This window comes from Kitasatospora sp. NPDC015120 (genome assembly GCF_043080305.1).
Classification (GTDB): domain Bacteria; phylum Actinomycetota; class Actinomycetes; order Streptomycetales; family Streptomycetaceae; genus Kitasatospora.
Genome location: NZ_JBIBVJ010000008.1, coordinates 317,038 through 331,276, shown reverse-complemented (window position 1 = coordinate 331,276; position 14,239 = coordinate 317,038). Strand labels below are relative to the sequence as shown.

General features: G+C 73.8%; 11 protein-coding genes. 6 read left to right on the top strand and 5 right to left on the bottom strand.

Annotated features, from left to right (window positions below; genetic code table 11):
- Positions 1-6,201 (bottom strand): ricin-type beta-trefoil lectin domain protein (locus ACF1AK_RS21325; RefSeq protein ID WP_391500380.1); only part of this gene is annotated, 6,201 nt, incomplete at its 3' end.
- Between the two features lie 380 nt (positions 6,202-6,581).
- Between ACF1AK_RS21325 and ACF1AK_RS21320 the strand changes: the two genes are divergently transcribed.
- From ACF1AK_RS21320 to ACF1AK_RS21310, 3 genes are all read left to right on the top strand, one after another.
- Entirely contained in the window at positions 6,582-7,175 is a 594-nt protein-coding gene (locus ACF1AK_RS21320; RefSeq protein WP_391500379.1) for a phosphoribosylanthranilate isomerase, read from the top strand.
- 136 nt (positions 7,176-7,311) lie between these two features.
- Complete coding sequence (locus ACF1AK_RS21315; RefSeq protein ID WP_391500378.1) at positions 7,312-8,184, top strand: class II glutamine amidotransferase; 873 nt, start codon at positions 7,312-7,314, stop codon at positions 8,182-8,184.
- Complete coding sequence (locus ACF1AK_RS21310; protein ID WP_391500377.1) at positions 8,094-8,480, top strand: maleylpyruvate isomerase N-terminal domain-containing protein; 387 nt, start codon at positions 8,094-8,096, stop codon at positions 8,478-8,480. Before ACF1AK_RS21315 ends, ACF1AK_RS21310 begins: the two co-directional genes overlap by 91 nt.
- Here the strand turns inward: ACF1AK_RS21310 and ACF1AK_RS21305 are convergent.
- Positions 8,402-9,043: a carbonic anhydrase gene (locus ACF1AK_RS21305; RefSeq protein WP_391500376.1), complete on the bottom strand. Its 642-nt coding sequence runs from the start codon at positions 9,041-9,043 to the stop codon at positions 8,402-8,404. The two genes, ACF1AK_RS21310 and ACF1AK_RS21305, sit on opposite strands and share 79 nt — an antisense overlap.
- Before the next feature lie 393 nt (positions 9,044-9,436).
- Between ACF1AK_RS21305 and ACF1AK_RS21300 the strand changes: the two genes are divergently transcribed.
- Together ACF1AK_RS21300 and ACF1AK_RS21295 are read left to right on the top strand one after the other, a co-directional pair.
- A complete protein-coding gene (locus ACF1AK_RS21300) occupies positions 9,437-10,438 on the top strand; it encodes an RNA polymerase subunit sigma-70 (protein ID WP_391500375.1) in 1,002 nt (333 codons plus the stop codon).
- Between the two features lie 55 nt (positions 10,439-10,493).
- Entirely contained in the window at positions 10,494-11,051 is a 558-nt protein-coding gene (locus tag ACF1AK_RS21295; RefSeq protein ID WP_391500374.1) for a dihydrofolate reductase family protein, read from the top strand.
- A 60-nt stretch (positions 11,052-11,111) separates the two neighbouring features.
- Here the strand turns inward: ACF1AK_RS21295 and ACF1AK_RS21290 are convergent, their stop codons facing one another.
- From ACF1AK_RS21290 to ACF1AK_RS21280, 3 genes are read right to left on the bottom strand one after another with little or no spacing between them, the layout of a single operon-like run.
- Entirely contained in the window at positions 11,112-12,110 is a 999-nt protein-coding gene (locus ACF1AK_RS21290; RefSeq protein ID WP_391500373.1) for a PhzF family phenazine biosynthesis protein, read from the bottom strand.
- Positions 12,107-12,757, bottom strand: a complete 651-nt coding sequence (locus ACF1AK_RS21285) for a transcriptional regulator (RefSeq protein ID WP_391500372.1) — start codon at positions 12,755-12,757, stop codon at positions 12,107-12,109. Before ACF1AK_RS21285 ends, ACF1AK_RS21290 begins: the two co-directional genes overlap by 4 nt.
- A gap of 54 nt (positions 12,758-12,811) precedes the next feature.
- Positions 12,812-13,375, bottom strand: a complete 564-nt coding sequence (locus ACF1AK_RS21280) for a dihydrofolate reductase family protein (protein WP_391500371.1) — start codon at positions 13,373-13,375, stop codon at positions 12,812-12,814.
- 205 nt (positions 13,376-13,580) lie between these two features.
- On the opposite strand from ACF1AK_RS21280, the gene ACF1AK_RS21275 reads away from it, so the two are divergent.
- Positions 13,581-14,210: a hypothetical protein gene (locus ACF1AK_RS21275; RefSeq protein WP_391500370.1), complete on the top strand. Its 630-nt coding sequence runs from the start codon at positions 13,581-13,583 to the stop codon at positions 14,208-14,210.
- Positions 14,211-14,239: the final 29 nt, after the last annotated feature.

Sequence of the window (14,239 nt, the reverse complement as noted above, 5' to 3'; positions counted from 1 at the left end):
GAACTCACCGGCGACGCTGTCGTTGACCGAGGTGACCAGCCCGCGCGGCTCCTTCGCGCGGTCGTAGGTGTAGGTGGTGGACCCGGTGGGGTCGGAGACCTTGACGGGCTTGCCGAACCTGTCGAACTCCGAGGTGGTGGTGCCGCCGTCGGCGTCCGTGTAGGAGATCAGCCGGCCGAGCTGGTCGATCACCCGGGTCAGCGACTTGCCGCCCGCGGTGGTCTTCACGATGTCGCCGGTGGCCGGGTCGTACTCGGTGGTGACCTTCGGCAGCGCCTTGCCCTCGTCCGAGGTGATCTCGGTGGAGGTGATACGGTCCGCGCCGTCGTAGGTGGTGACGGTCTTGCGGGACTTTCCGGCGTTGGTCTCGGTGGTCTCCTCCGGCTCGCCGAAGGGCGAGTAGCGGGTGACGCGCTTGACCGGCAGGGTGGTCGGCATCCGCGAGGCGTCCGCACCGGTGATCGCACCCCCCGGCCCGGTCACGCAGGGCAGGCCCGCCCACTCGGGACGGTTGCCGCACGCGGCGTCGTCGGGGTTGGCACCGGCGGTGTAGAACACCGACTTCACCGTCCCGGCGTCCGCCCCGTTCGACCCCGGCTTGCGGGACTCGACGGCGCGGCCGGACGCGTCGTACTTGACCGTCGAGGTCAGCTTGGCGCCCAGCGCGTCCGTGGTGATGGACGTCGCGGTCTTCAGCGACCAGCCCGACGTGCCGCCGATCGGCGTGTCGTAGCCGGTCCTGGTGACCCGCAGCTCGACGTCGTCGGCGTAGCCGTCGATCCGGGCACCGTCGGTCTGGGTGGTGACCAGGTGGTACGCCTTGCCGTCCGGCTTCCCCTCGTCATAGGTGTTGGTGTTGTGGTCCCGCGCCACCACCGACGTCCCCGCCGCGAGGGCCGGGTTGACGGTGGTCTTGGTCAGCGTGAGGGTGTCGATGCCCGCCTGGTAGTACGGCTGGCCGGCCGACGGGTTGGTGCCGGTGACGACCAGGTCGAGCTGGTGGTCGCCGCGGGCCAGCTGCACCGGGGCCCCGGCGGACCACGGGGAGGTGGTGACGCCGTTGTTGTAGCCGTCGAAGCTGCCGGTGACGTCGGTGCCGTCGAGGACGAACTTGACGATGCCGTAGTCGGCGGCCTTGGTCATCCTGGCGGAGAGCAGGTACGCGCCCTCCTCCGGGACGGCGACCCGGAACGAGGCGCTGTCCCCGGTCTTCTTGCCGAGCAGCATCACCTGGGCGTTGCCGGACCAGCCGCCCCCGCCGACCCAGCTCCCGTCGCCGTTCTGGGTGATGACCGAGGCGGTCGTGCCCAGGCGGGGCATGTTCTCGCCCTCGACCGTGACGGTCGCCGGGTTGGTGCCGGCCGCGACGTCCTCGGCGAGCGAGGCGCGGTACACCGGGCCGAGCGTCTCGACGACGTCCAGGCCGTCCGCGGTGAAGGTGGTGCGGGAGTCGAGCAGACGGGCCCGGTCGGCGGACGCCGCGGGCAGGCCGAGCTCCTCGACGAACCGGGCGGTGTCCGGGTGGGTGCCCAGGGCGATGGCCCGGTTGGTGGCCTCCAGGGTCCGGACGGCGTGGCCGTAGCGGTCGTACTCGGTGGTGTCGATGTCACCGCCGGGCGTGACGGACGGGCTCGCCGCGTTGACCTCGTTGCCGGAGGCGTTGAGGTAGTGGACGGCGGCCGGCTTGTAGCCGTCCTTGCCCGGCTTGGCCGCCGTGGCGGTGTTGGTGCCCGGGTCGTCCTCCGGACCGAACACCGCCGTGGCATCGGTCGGCGCGTCCAGCTGCGCCCACTTCGCCACGTCCGCGCCGGACAGGTCGTACGGACCGCCCGCGCCGGTGGTCAGCGGCACCTCGTAGACGACGTTGGTCGCGACCTCGCCGTTGACCTGGTCCTTGCTGCCCTGCGCCAGCGCGGCGCGACGGACCTTCAGCAGACGCCCCGGGTCCTGGTCGGCCGCGGCCTTGCCGTAGTCGAGGTTCCACGGCAGCTCACCGGCGGCGGTGATCCGGGTGACCCGGCCGTCCGCGTCGTAGCCGTACGTGGTCTTCAGCGGCTGCGCCAGGCGCGGGTCCCACACCTGCACCAGCCGGCCGCGCTCGTCGTACGCGTAGCGGGCGACCTCGACGGCCTCCTGCTTCGCCGTGACCGGGTTCCACGACCACGCCTTGACCGAGCGGATCCGGTCGGTGAAGTCACCGGGGGTCCCGGCGGTCGCCGTCGTGGTGACCGCGTAGTCGTAGTCCATCGCCTCGCAGCCGCGCGGCAGCGGGTCGACCAGGCAGCCGCCCGCGTCGTCCACGCCGGGCTCCACCGTCGGGACGGCACGCTTGGGGAGCGCACGGCCGTCGGTGACGTCGTAGACGTAGCGGGTGGTGGAGGCCGCCTCCGCACCGGTCTCGCTCTGGACCTGGAACGCGTTCGTGCCGAGGCCCCGGGCGAACACGGTGGTGCTGCCGTCGAGGTCGGTGAGCTTGTAGGTGGTACCGGAGTTGGCCGGGGTCCACTTCTGGTTGAGACCGCCGTGGCACCAGTGCAGGGTGACCTGGGTGCCCTGGCCGCCGGAGTCCGGGGCGTCGAGGCACTTGCCGGAGTTGGCGTTCATCAGGCTGCCGTCGGGACGGACCTCCCACTGCTGGGCGCCGGTGCCGTTGCAGTCCCACAGCTGGATCTTGGTGTAGTCCGCGGTGGAGGCGTTCGGGACGTCCAGGCACTTGCCGACCGCGGAGACCGAGCCGTTGTCGCCCAGGATCCACTGCTGCGCGCCGCTGCTGTTGCAGTCCCAGGTCTGGATGGCGGTGCCGTTGGCGGTGTTGCCGCCGTTGACGTCCAGGCAGCGGCCGGTGGTCGGCGTGGTGATCGGTCCGGCCACGGCGGGCTGGGCGGTCAGGGTGAGCGACTCGGCGCCCGGCTCCGGGAAGAACGTGCCGCCGGCGCCCTTGGCGAAGGTGAGCGAGGAGTCGTCGGTGAGCTTGATCTCCGCGAGGTCGGACTCGGGGAAGCCCAGCGAGCGGTACTCGGAGCCGGCGCCCGCGTCCGGGCCGCCGGACCACTGCGGGCCGAAGGGCGCGACGATCTCCTTCAGCGACAGATCGTCGAAGAAGACCTCCTTCCCGCTGCCGGAGAACCCGTTGTAGAGGCGGAAGAACGCCTCGGTGGCGTCCTGCGGGACGGCCATGTCGACCGTCAGCTGCTGCCAGCCGTCGGTGAACCCGGCCTTCCCGGAGGTGATCTGGGCGTAGCCGGCCGCGGTCTTGGTGAAGCCGGCCAGCCGCAGGCCGCGGTCGGTGAAGTCGGGGGCGAGACCGGTGGCGCCGGGGACGTAGATCCAGCCGGTGAGCCGGTAGGTCCGGCCGGGCTTCATGCCCATGGCCATGGAGTGGTCGCCGATGGCGGCGTAGGAGTCCTGGCCGGTGGCGGTGGGAACGATGCGCAGCGAGTCGGTGCTGTTGTCGTGGCCGCGGGCGGTGGAGCGCTCGATGGTGGCCTGGACGGCGGTGAAGCCGTTGGTGTCGAAGCCGATCTGCCGCTGGTTGGCCGTCAGGCGCTCGCCCTGCGGCTGCCAGCCGCGCGCGAGGTCGCGCGAGGAGGAGCTGCGGGCCAGCGAGACGCCGAACTCGTCGGCGTCGGTCACGTCGACGGAGTAGTCGCCGGTCAGCAGGTTGACCGAGCCGGGGCCGATGTCGGCGCCGGCCGCGCCGTCCGCGTTGCGGTCGACGGTGATGGTGTTCCAGGCGGTCGGGTAGCCGGTGCCGGAGCCGTCCTGCGGGAACAGCAGGGCGCGGACCTGGACGACGCCGCCGACGTTGCCGAGGGTGTCGACGACCGTCCAGTTGGCGTGCGGGCCGAGGTCGGCGAGCAGCGGCTTGGGGTCGGTGACGGGCGTGTTGTCGGCCTTGGCCAGGTTGGCGAGCGGCACGTTGTACTCGGTCGCGCCGGGGCCGCGCCGGTACTGGTAGACGACCCGCTTGTACTGGGTCTGGGCGTCGACCTGGAGCTTGACGCGCTTGGCGGCCTGGCTGCCGTCGACCGGGGAGACCAGCCCGGCCTGGCCGACCGAGAAGGCGAAGACGGTCGGGTCGGACAGGTTGCCCGCCCGGTCCTTCGACTGCACCTTCAGGGTGTGGTGGCCGTCGGTGGCCGGGGTGATGGTGGCGTTCGCCGCGCCGGTGGCGTCGAGGGTCACCGCGGCGGCGCCGTCGAGGCTGTGGACGAAGGCGATCTGGTCGGCGACCCCGGGGGCCGGGGTGAAGGTGAAGGTGCCGGACTGTCCGGCCGAACCGTGCCAGAGGCCGTCCGACGGGTAGGAGGCGGAGTTGACGAACGGCGAGGCCGGCTTCGCCGTGTCGGCGATCACCGTGACGCTGGGCGTCCACCCCGAGTTGACCTGGCCGTCCCAGAGCCGCGAGCCGATCGAGTACGACACGCCCTCGTCGAGCCGGGTCAGCCCGAAGTCGGCGGGCCGGACCTGGAGGTAGCTGCCGTTGGGGCCCTGCTTGTAGACGCGCTTGACGAAGACGCCCTCGCGGTACAGGTCGAAGTCGGCGCCGACGTCACCGCCGTCCGGGTCGCTGGCCAGCACCTGGAAGACCGGGGTGGCGGAGGAGGTGTAGCGCGGGTTGCCCTGCTGGGAGGGCAGGACGTCGACCGTCGACGGGGTCGGCGGCACCGAGTTGTAGGTGATCGACAGGAACGGGGCGTGACCGCCCTCGGAGGACTCGAACTTCTTCCACCCGTAGGAGTCGTTCTCGTCGGCGGCCTTCAGGCCCAGCGCGTAGGTGCCCGCACCCATGCCGGACCAGTCGCGCACCAGGTTGGTGACGTCCGCCTTCGCCCAGTAGGTGCCGTCGGACGCGTAGCAGTTGTACGTGTCCGGGTCGCCCGCGATGTCCCAGGTGTCGGTGGACTCCCCGTACTTGGTGATCAGGCCGGGCTGGTTGCCCCACCGGCTCCCGGTGCTCGCGTACTGGGCCGCCCAGACCTCCCACTTCCGGGGGCTGCAGGAGTAGGAGTGGAAGTTGGCGAGGTACAGCTTGGCGTTGAGGATCTGCTTCCCGTTGAACCCGCCGCCGGGGAAGTGCAGGAAGGAACGGGCCTTGACCGCGCCGCCGTTGTACGTGCCGACCTTCAGCTCGGTCGACGAGGACTGGTCGGTGCCGAAGTCGGTCTGCACGAAGGTGTCGAAGTTGGTGCCGACGTCGACCACCGGGTCGATGGTCACCGGGTACCGGGTGGCCGGGTCCGCCAGGAACGCCGGGTCCGCGGTGAACACCAGCTCGCTGCCCGGGCCCGCGCCGCGCAGTTCCATCGACACCGCGCCGCGGTGCAGGTGCTCGCCGGACGCCTCGTCCAGCGCGGCGTCCCACATCACCGGGGCGGGGATCCGCACGGTGGGCTTGCCGCCCGCCGCGTCGGTCAGGTGGATCGAGCCGTCGTCCTGGCGCTCCACCTGGTAGCCGGTGGTGTCCAGCGGCAGCGTCAGCGTGCCGGCCTGGGAGACGGCGTCCCGGTTCTTGACGATCAGGTACTGCTCGAAGCCGGTCCTGGTCGCCTCCAGCACCAGGTCCACGCCCGGGCGGGCGTCGGCGTAGGTGGCGGTGGAGCCGGAGAGCTTCGGCTTGGGCAGCTTGCCCAGCCAGCCGAGCTCGACCTGCCGGTCGCCGGAGCCGACCTTGACCAGGTCCTGCGGGGCCGGGGCGGACGCCGGGGCCTCGGGCTGTGCCCCGGACGCCGGGGCCGGCGCCGCGAACGGCGGGGCGACGGCGGTACGGCGGGTCCGTGCGGACGGGTCCGCGGACGGGGGCGCGGGCGGGGCCGGTGCCGCGGACGGCAGCGGGTCGCCGGTCTTCACCGAGGCGTCGCCGCCGGAGAACACCAGGCCCTCCGGGTGCGCCTTCGGCGCGACCTTGCCGTCGCCGGTCTCCACCAGCGTGGTGTCGACGGGCACCCAGGCCTCGCCGAGCTTCATCCGGATCGGGCCGGCCGAGAGCTCCTGGCTCAGCGTGCCGTCCGGGTTGGCCCAGAGGGTGAGGGTCTCCGTCCGGGCGCCGGTCACCTCGATCCGCCGGTTGTTCGTCCGGGCGGCCAGCAGCGCCGACGTCTGGTCGGGCGCCTCCGTCACCGGGGCGGCGGCGGTGGAGCGGGCCGCGGGCGCGGGCTCCGCGGCCCTCGCCGGGGGCGCGGTCAGCCCGTTGAGGGCCACGCCGGTCTCCACCAGCAGGCCGAGGGCGGCGAGCAGGGCTATGCGCCGTGCTCTGCGCGTAGTGAAGGCCCCACCTGCGAAGGCAGGTGAGGCCTGGGACTTCCGTAGCAACGCTACTCCCGAGGGATCATCGTCTGTGGGTCCGACCTGAGGAAAGGTCAGGACATAAAGATCCCATAAGGAATAGTCGGAATCCCTCGGGGTTTGTATCGATCTGAGGACGAACAATGCGACAGGTCGTCAGAAGGCGGGGCGATTCGTGCACTCCTTTCCATTCCGGGAAAAGCTCCCAACCGGACGCGATCCCGGCGCTCCGGACCGGGCCTTCCGGCGGTACCCTGGCAGCCGCCGTCGAGTAGGGAGCGTCCGGGAACGTGTTCGTGAAGATCTGTGGTCTCAGCACCGCCGAGGACGTCGCCGCCGCCGTCGCGGCGGGTGCCGACGCGATCGGGTTCGTGCTCACCGAAAGCCCGCGCCGGGTGTCGCCGGAGTTGGCGCGGGAGCTGGCGGCCGCGGTGCCCGAGGGGGTGCTGACGGTGGGCGTCTTCCGCGAGGAGCCGGCCGCGTACGTGCGCGAGGCGGTGCGCGCCACCGGGGTGCGGGCGGTGCAGCTGCACGGCAACCATCCGGCGGCCGCCTTCGCGGAGCTGTCCGACCTGGGGCTGCCGCTGATCCGGGCCACCTCGGCGGCCGCCGCGGCCGGGGCGGACAGCGGAGACTTCGGCGAGGACCTGCTGCTGCTCGACGCGCCGGTGGCGGGGGCGGGCGAGCCGTGGGACTGGTCCGCGCTGGGGCGGACGCCCCCGGCCGGGAAGTGGCTGCTGGCGGGCGGGCTGAGCCCGGCGAACGTCGCCGACGCGATCGCCGTCGCCAAGCCGTGGGGCGTGGACGTCTCCAGCGGCGTGGAGGTGCGGCGCGGCGTCAAGGACCCGGCCTTGATCGCGGAGTTCCTCCGGGCCGCCAAGTCCGCCTGAGGGCGGGCCGGTGGGCGGGGCGTGCCTGCCGTGTGCTCCGCGCGCCCGGCCGGGCTCCTCGGCCTACCGTGGAAGGAGCCCGGCCGAAGGGCCGCGGTGCCGCGAGGCCGCGTCGCCCGTGAGGAAGGTGAGCCGCATGTGTCGTTGGCTGGCCTATTCCGGATCCCCGATCAGGCTGGAGGTCCTGCTCTACAAGCCCGCCCACTCGCTGATCGACCAGAGCCTCCACGCCCGGATGGGAGTGGAGACGACCAACGGCGACGGGTTCGGCATCGGCTGGTATCCCGCCGACCAGGGCGGGCCCGGCCTCGGTGAGCCCGGCCGGGTCGTGGAGCCCGCGGTCTTCCGGGGGACCGGCCCCGCCTGGAGCGACCGCAACCTGCGCGAACTGGCGCGCTGCGTGAGCTCACCGCTGTTCGTCGCCCACATCCGCGCCTCCACCGGCACGGCGGTGCAGCAGACCAACTGCCACCCCTTCCGCCACGGGCCGTGGCTGTGGCTGCACAACGGGTCGATCCGTGCCTTCCCGGAACTCAAACGCGACCTGATGGTCGCCGTGGACGCCTCGCTCTTCCCCTTCATCGAGGGCTCCACCGACTCGGAGCTGATGTTCCACCTGGCGCTCACCTTCGGGCTGCGCGAGGACGTCCCGGGAGCCGTCGAGCGGATGGCCGGCTTCGTCGAGGCGACGGCGGCCCGCCACGGCGTCGCCGACGCCCTGCAGATGACGGTGGCGGTCTCCGAGGGCACCCGGCTGTGGGCGTTCCGCTATTCGAGCGAGCGCGCCTCGCGGTCGCTGTACTTCAGCACCAGCGTCCAGGCCCTGCGCGCCCTGCACCCGGACAACCCCGTCCTGCAGATGGCGTCCGAGCAGGCCCGCATCATCGTCTCCGAGCCGCTGGGCGACCTGCCGGGGGCGTGGAACCCCGTTCCCGAGTCGAGCTACGCGGTCGTCCAGGAGGGCCACGACGCGATCCGCACCTTCCGGCCGCAGGCCGCCGCGGTCTGATTCCCGGCGTCGTCCGGCCCCCGGCGTCCGGCCGCGGGCGGCGCCGACGTGCCCCGGTGGGGCTCTTCGGGCCGTCGTGGGCGGCGCTGCGCTCGGCGGCCGACGGACTCGCGGCGGAGGACTTCGCCAGGCCGTCGGGGTGCGCCGGCCGGCTGGTGCGGGACCTGGTGCGCCACCTGGCGATCGCTGCCGCTGATCCTCGGGTGAGCGGACGGGCCTACGAGGGCGAGCCGGCGGGCTGCTCCTCCAGGCCGTGCGCGGTGACCAGGTGCGCGGTGCCGTCGGCCAGGCGGTAGGAGACGCCGATCACCGCGGCCGTCCCGGCGGCGACGGCCTCGGCGAGGGTGCGCGAGCGCTCCAGGAGCAGGTCGACGGTGTGCTCGATGTGGGTGTCGATGAAGTCGGAGTTCTCCGTGTACCCCGCCGCCCGGGCGGCCAGCACGCTCGGGGTCACGCGTTCGATCACGTCGCGCACGTAGCCGGTGGCCGTGGTGCCCTCCTCGACGGCGGCGCGGGTGGCGGCGACGGCGCCGCAGGAGTCGTGACCGAGGACGACGACCAGCGGGCTGCCGAGCACGCTGATGCCGTACTCGATGCTGCCCAGCACCTCCGCGCCCACCACGTGCCCGGCGGTGCGCACCACGAACAGGTCGCCCAGCCCCTGGTCGAAGATGATCTCCGCGGCGAGGCGGGAGTCGGAGCAGCCGAACAGAACCGCGAAGGGGCTCTGCGCGGGGGCGATGGCCGCCCGCCGGGCGGCGTCCTGGTTGGGGTGCTCGGGGGATCCCGCCGTGAATCGCCGGTTACCAGCCAGCAGGGTCTCCAGGGCGGCGTGGACAGTCATTCGATCACCGGTCATGGTAGGCAGCCTACGGTGGGGCCCCGGGCCGGGCAGCACCGGGGACGGGCACCCGCGCACCGGATCGGGGCCGCGGCCGGGCGGCGGGGCCTCCCGCAGATCGTCGTGCGGGCCGTTCAGGGCCTCCTGGGGGCCGGTCGGCGCGGGGAGGACGGTGGAACGGTGACGGTGTTCTCGTCCGCCACCGGGAGTGCCCCGCCCGGCCGGTCGACGAGGGGATCCGCCACCGGGGGCAGGTCGCGGTGACCGAGCGGTGTTCGCGCACGGCGGGCAGCGGGGCGCCGGTGGCCCCGGACGATCGCCCGGACGATCCCGCCCGCTCCGACGATGCCGGTGCCGGTGCCGGTGAACCCTGCCGTCCTCCCTGCGGCGCGGGGGCGGTGACCCCCGGCGGTGCAGAGCCGACCGCGACCGGCGGGACGTCAGTCGCGGGTGCGGCATGATGGGCGGGTGGAATTCGAACCGTACCGGGGTGAGTTGACGGCGTTCTGCTACCGGATGCTGGGTTCGTGCCACGACGCCGAGGACGTGGTGCAGGAGACGCTGCTGCGGGCCTGGAAGGCCCGCGACCGGTACGACCCGGCGCGGGCGTCGGTGCGCACCTGGCTGTACCGGATCGCGACCAATGCGTGCCTGAGCGCCCTGGAGGGCCGCCGGCGGCGTCCGTTGCCCTCCGGGCTGGGGGCGCCGAGCGAGGACACCGGGGCCGCGCTGGCACCGGCCGTCGACGTCCCCTGGCTGGAGCCGTTCCCCGAGGCGCGGTTCGACGTGGAGGTGCGGGCCGATCTGCGGCTCGCGTGGGTGGCGGCGGTGCAGGTGCTGCCGGCGCGGCAGCGGGCCGTGCTGGTGCTGCGCGACGTGCTGGCGTTCACCGCGGCCGAGGTCGCCGGGCAGCTCGGCACCACGGTCGCCGCGGTCAACAGCGCGCTGCAGCGTGCCCGCGGGGCGGTCGCCGGGCTGGGGGACGCCGATCCGGTCGGCGAGCCGGACGACCCCGAGGTGCGGGCAGTGGTCCGGCGGTACGTGCGGGCCTTCGAGGCGGCGGACGTGCCCGCGCTGGTGCGGCTGCTGGCCGAGGACGCCGTCCTGGAGATGCCGCCCGTGCCGCTGTGGTACCGGGGCAGCGGGGACTACGGCCGCTTCATGGAGCGGGTGTTCCGGATGCGCGGCACGGGCTGGGCGGTGCGGGGGACGACCGCCAACGGGCAGCCCGCGCTCGCCGCGTACGCGCCCGGGTCCGGGCCCGGCGGCGGGCACGGGCTGCACAGCCTGCAGGTCCTCACCGTCGCCGCCGGCCTGGTCACCCGCAACGTCGTGTTCGCCGATCCGGGGCTGCTCGCCGGGTTCGGACTGCCCGGTGAGATCTCCGGGAACGATCTCCGCCCGGAGCGATGAGTCCGGCGGGCGCGGCCGGTACGTACCGGTGAGCACCCATCGGAAGGAACTCCTCATGAGCGTCATCGTCATCGCCTTCAGCACCGTGGACGGGATCGTGTCCGACCCGGACGGATCGGACGGCACGCCCGGGGGCGGCTGGGCCTTCCGGCACGGGCCGCAGGCGGTCGCCGGCGACAAGTTCCGGCTCGGCCGCGCCCTGGACGAGGGCGTGCTGCTGCTCGGGCGCGCCACCTGGGAGCTGTTCGCCCGGATCTGGCCCGGCCGCGACGACGCGTTCGCCGCGCGGATGAACGCCGCACCGAAGCTGGTCGCCACCCGCACCCTGGCCCGCGCGGACACGGCCTGGGCGAACACCGAGGTCCTGGACGGCGACCTCGCCGACGTCGTCCGGCGTGAGCGGCGGGACGTGGTCGTCGCCGGGAGCCTGAGCATCGTGGCGCAGCTGGCGGCCGCCGACCTGGTCGACGAGTACCGCCTGCTGACCTTCCCCACCGTCCTCGGCACCGGCCGCCGGCTCTTCCCCGCCGACGGCCCCCGGGCCGACCTCGAATGCGTGACCGCCGAACGGGCCGGCGCCGCCGTCCTCACCAGCTACCGCCGGGCCGCCTGACGACCCGTCCGACGACCGTGCGCCCGCCCGGCCGGCACCCGCGGCCGGGCGGGCGGGGCGTCAGTTCCCGGCGGGCCCGTCCAGGGCGAGCTGCCCCCGCACCAGCGTGCGGACCGCGCCGCCGACGCTCGCGAGCGGATCCCGCCCGGCCCGGCCGCGGACGTTCACCTGCATCCTGGCGAAGCCGAGTCCGGCGGTGCCCTGGACGATGTCGAACGCGAGGGGCCCCTCGGGCCGCCGCTGGTGCGCAAGCCATCCCGCCACGGCCAGCGCGGCCGAGCCGGTGGCCGGGTCCTCCGCGCACACCGGCTCGGGAACGAAGACCCGGGAACGGACGTCGGGCAGCTGCGGAACGAATGCCGCCACCCCGAAGACGTCGGCCAGTCCGGGGACCCGCTCGGCGAGCGCCGCGACTTCGAGCGGCAGGGCCTGGGCCGACCGCAGACCGGCGGCACTCACCGGGAGGCAGGCGAACCCGAGCCCGGCCGATGCCCACCGCACCGGCCCCACGGCCGCATCCGGCGCGAGCCCCACCGCTTCGCACACGAGGTCCGGCGCGACCGGCGGACCCACCCGGCAGATCCGTTCCTCCAGAACCGCGCCGTCCGCTCCTGCTTCCACCCGCGCGCGAACGATCCCGTCCCGCGTGCGCATCGTCACCCAGCCCGGCGCGGCCAGCCTCCGCCGCACCGCCACGGCGGCCGCTCCCACCAGCGGATGGCCCGCGAAGCCCAGCTCCACATAGGGAGTGAAGATCCGCACGTCCACCTCTCCGCCGTCACCGCCGCGCAGGAAGACGGTCTCCGGCATGGCCAGGCGGGCGGCCAGACGCTGCATCAGCGCATCGTCGCCCGCGCCGTCCCACAGGACCACGCCGAGCGGTCCTCCGGTCAGGGGCCCGCTCCCGAACACCTCGACCAGCTCGAACTCCATGCCTGCCTCCACCGGATCCGCTCCGCACTGCGGCGGCGTGGTTCGTGATCGCGGTTGCCTCCTGGCAACGCGGTCGTCATCGGGCCGGGCCGCGGCCCCTGCCGCGGCCGCGGTCGTGCCGGTCATGCGCGTCGGTCCTTCGCCGGTGCCCGCAGTTCGGCCAGCAGGCCGTAGAGGGTGGACCGGGAGACCTGAAGGGCGCCGGTGACGACGGGCGTGGCCCGCCGTACGGCGAAGACGCCGGCCTCGTCGAGGCGGGCGAGGACGGCCAGGCGGTCCGTGCGGGTCAGCCGTTCGACCGGGCGCCCGCATTCGCGCACGTACGCGCCGACGACGTGCTGGACGCGCTCGTGCCAGTCGTGCTCGAACAGCGGCTCGGGAGGGGGCGTGGCCGGGGCGCCGAAGGCGGACAGGAGGGCTGCGGCCTGTTCCAGCGGCGTGCGGTCGAGGTTGACGCACAGGACGGCGGACGGACCGCCGTCCGGGCCGCGCAGGACCGCGCTGACCGAGGACAGGCGCCGGCCGTCCGCGAGCAGTTTCTCGTAGGGGCCGAACACGTCCCGCGCCGACGGGTCGAGCTTGTCCAGCTCGCCCAGGAACGACGGGTCACCCGGACCGCGGGACGTCATCGGGTTCCAGATCGCCAGGATCCGGTCGGTGTCCGGGTCGTGCAGCACCACCTCGGCGTACGGACCGAGCAGCAGCGCGACCGCCTGAGCCACCGGCGCCCACGTCCACACCCGCGGGTCCGTGCTCTCGTCTGCGGATTCCATGGAATGGACTGTATATCCGATCTGGACTGAACGTCCATTCCGGTCGGCGGATGCTCAGCGCCGCGTCTCGTACCGGCTCAGGACCACGCCGCAGGGGAGCGTCCGCGTCTCCACCAGGTTCAGGTTCACCCAGCTGTCCAGCGCGGTGAAGAACGGCGTGCCGCCGCCCACCAGGACCGGCGCGGTGGCCAGCACGTACTCGTCGATCAGTCCGGCCCGCATGGCCGCCCCGGCGAGCGTCGCGCCGCCGATGTCCATCGGGCCGCCGTCCTCGGCCTTGAGCCGGGCGATCTCGGCGACCGCGTCGCCGGGGACCAGCCGGGTGTTCCAGTCGACCGCGTCGACCGTCGAGGAGAACACCACCTTGGCCGTGTCCCGCCAGCGGCGCGCGAACTCGGTCTCCGCCGGGGTGATCCCGGGCTGCTGGTCGGCGGTCGGCCAGTAGGAGCTCATCGTGCGCCACAGCCTGCCCCCGTACAGGGACAGGTCGGTCGCCTGCACCTGGTCGGACCAGAACCGGAACAGCTCGTCGCTCGGCGTGCTCCAGCCGATGTCGTCGCCGGGCGCGGCGATGTAGCCGTCCAGGGACACGTTCATGCCGTAGGTGAGTTTCCGCATGGCGCCGGCCCTCCGTGAGTCGCTCCCAGCGTACCGACGGGCGCGGTGCGGGGGGCTCATCGGCGCGCGACCGGACCCGCCGGACCGGCCGGCGCGGGCGGGGAGCGGCCCGGCGCCGCCGGATCGGCGGGCCCGCCGGCTGTTCCGCCGGGCCGTGCCGGCGCTACGGTGAACCCCGGTTGTCCATCGGCGAGTTGGAGACTCCATGGTCGGAGCGATCGTCTACTTCCTGACCCTCGGCCTGCCGGTCGTCGTGCTGCTCGCCGCGGCCGTGCTCGCCGGGCGCAAGGCCCGGCGCGCCGGGCGGCTGCGCAGGGCCGTCGCGGCCTTCGGGGAACGGCCGGGCTGGTGGGAGCACGACCGCCGCGAGCCCCGCTGGACCGGCCACCTCACGCACTACGGCTGGCTGACGGAGGAGACCCGCGCGGTGTACACCGTGTCCGGGATGTTCGGCAGGCGCCGGGCGACGATCGCCCTGCTGATGCGCAGCCGGCCCCGGGACGTGGACATCGGGCTCGCGGTCTGCGTCGGCCTCGCGGCTCCCGCGCGCACGGTCCGGCTGGAACGCCCCTGGAGCTCCCTGCCGCTGGGCGCCCAGTGGCCCGGCGGCGTGGTCTACGTTCCCCGCGGCGAGGGCGCCGAGGGCCTGGTGGAGCTCCTGGTGGACACCGACATCGCGCGGCGGCTGGCCGCCGCCGGTTCGCCCGCGGTGTCGTTCCGCGACCACGAGGTGTGCTTCCTCTGGGGCGAGATGCCCGAGCCCGGCCGGCTGGAGCCCTTCGTGGACGCCCTCGTCGCCGCCCTCCCCGCCCTGGAGGCCGCGGCGGCGCGGTAGGGCGGCAGCGGGACGGCGCCGGGTCCGGC